The organism is Staphylococcus sp. HMSC062H10 (assembly GCF_001836945.1).
Taxonomy (GTDB): domain Bacteria; phylum Bacillota; class Bacilli; order Staphylococcales; family Staphylococcaceae; genus Staphylococcus; species Staphylococcus aureus.
Genome location: NZ_KV830976.1, coordinates 803 through 3260, shown reverse-complemented (window position 1 = coordinate 3260; position 2458 = coordinate 803). Strand labels below are relative to the sequence as shown.

The 2458-nt window shown below is 32.1% G+C and carries 1 pseudogene; it reads left to right on the top strand.

What is annotated here, in order from left to right:
• Positions 1-657: 657 nt before the first annotated feature.
• Positions 658-2458: pseudogene (fnbB, locus tag HMPREF2658_RS06460) on the top strand (fibronectin-binding protein FnbB); the annotation flags it as partial.

Genomic DNA, 2458 nt, shown 5'->3' with positions numbered 1-2458 from the left:
ATTTCATAAATTATATGAAGTAAGCCTGTTTTTTTAGATTAAATCAAATTTCTAATAGAAAATTAGAATGTTTTCTGATTGCTTCATTTGTTTATGTCTGATGATTGATAACGAACTGAGAGATAAAGTTAGAATTTAAAACTAGTTTGTAAGTAAAAATTAGATTGGATCAATAAGACAAATTTGATAAATGCAATTATTAACTAGATGCAAATTTAGTTAAATTTAAAATGTCGTCTTGAAATACGGCTGTTTCTGTATAAATAATCATTAAAATCAAACAAAAACCGAACGATATAAAAATTATAGTGACGTTATTAATACAATGAAAGGCGTTTCAGTGACTTGTTAATGATGCATTGTACAGGCGATTATTATGTATGCTTTAGTATATTGTTTTAAATTAGATGAATTTGAATTTAATTTAAAAAGTAAGTATAAAAAATACAATCCAGTTATATCAAGGTGTTCAAGAGCTTTGTATGCAATATATATGTGAGTTCCAAATAATAAAAAACCATTATACATAAAGTTAACAACAATCTTAACTTTTTATTAACTCGCTTTTTTCATTGCTTTTAAAAACCGAACAATATAGAATTGCATTTATTGAGTTTACAAAATAAATGAATTTTACATTTAAGGGAGAATATTATAGTGAAAAGCAATCTTAGATACGGCATAAGAAAACACAAATTGGGAGCGGCCTCAGTATTCTTAGGAACAATGATCGTTGTTGGAATGGGACAAGAAAAAGAAGCTGCAGCATCGGAACAAAACAATACTACAGTAGAGGAAAGTGGGAGTTCAGCTACTGAAAGTAAAGCAAGCGAAACACAAACAACTACAAATAACGTTAATACAATAGATGAAACACAATCATACAGCGCGACATCAACTGAGCAACCATCACAATCAACACAAGTAACAACAGAAGAAGCACCAATAACTGTGCAAGCACCAAAAGTAGAAACCGAAATGAAACCACAAGAAGATTTACCATCGGAAAAAGTTGTTGAAAAGGAAACTGCGGGAACTCAAGTTGACACAACTCAACCAAGTAACGTCTCAGAAATTAAACCAAGAATGAAAAGATCAGCTGACGTTGCAGAAGTGGCAGAGAAAGAAGTAGTGGAGAAAGAAGTTAAGGCGACAGGTACAGATGTAACAAGTAAAGTTACAGTAGAAGAAGGTAGTGAAATCGTAGGGCATAACAATAAAGAGACAAACGTTGTTAATCCTCATAATGCAGAAAGAGTAACTTTAAAATATAAATGGAAATTCGGTGAAGATGTAAAACCGGGGGACTACTTTGATTTCACATTAAGTAATAATGTAGAAACGCATGGTATTTCAACACTGCGTAAAGTTCCAGAAATAAAAAGTACAGATGGGCAAGTTATGGCAGTAGGTGAAGTGAATGAAGAAAGGAAAATTAGGTATACATTTAAAGAATATGTACAAGGTAAAAAAGATTTAAAAGCTGAGTTAGATTTAAACCTATTTATCGACCCAACAACAGTGACAAAAAGAGGTAACCAAAATATTGAAGTGACCTTAGGAGAGAAGAAGATATCTAAACAATTTGACATAAAATACTTAGACGGTGTTAAAGATAGAATGGGTGTTACTGTTAATGGCCGAATTGATACTTTGAATAAAGAAGGTGGGAAATTTAGCCATTTTGCGTACGTGAAGCCTAACAATCAGTCGTTAACTTCTGTCACAGTAACTGGTCAAGTAACATCTGGATATAAACAAAATGCTAATAAACCAACAGTTAAAATATATAAACACATTGGTTCAGATGAATTAGCTGAAAGTGTTTATGCAAAGCTTGATGATGCCAATAAATTTGAAGATGTGACTAACAAAGTAAACTTAAGTTACACAGGAGATGGCGGTTATTCTTTGGACTTTAGTGATTTAGATAATTCAAAAGACTATGTAATTAAATATGAAGGTGAATATGATCAAAATGCTAAAGATTTAAATTTCCGAACACATCTTTCAGGATATCATAAAAATTACCCATACTATCCTAACTATTATTACCCAGTTCAATTAACTTGGAACAATGGCGTTGCATTTTACTCTAATAGCGCTCAAGGCGATGGTAAAGATAAACCAAATGATCCTATCATTGATAAGAGTGAACCAATTGAGTTAGACATTAAATCTGAGCCTCCAGTGGAGAAGCATGAATTGAATGGTACAATCGAAGAAAGTAACGATTCTAAGCCAATTGATTTTGAATATCATACAGCTGTTGAAGGTTCAGAAGGTCATGTAGAAGGTACCATTGAAACTGAAGAAGATTCTATTCATGTGGATTTTGAAGAATCTACACATGAAAATTCAAAACATCATGCTGATGTTGTTGAATATGAAGAGGATACAAACCCAGGTGGTGGCCAAGTAACAACTGAGTCTAACTTAGTTGAATTTGACGAAGAGT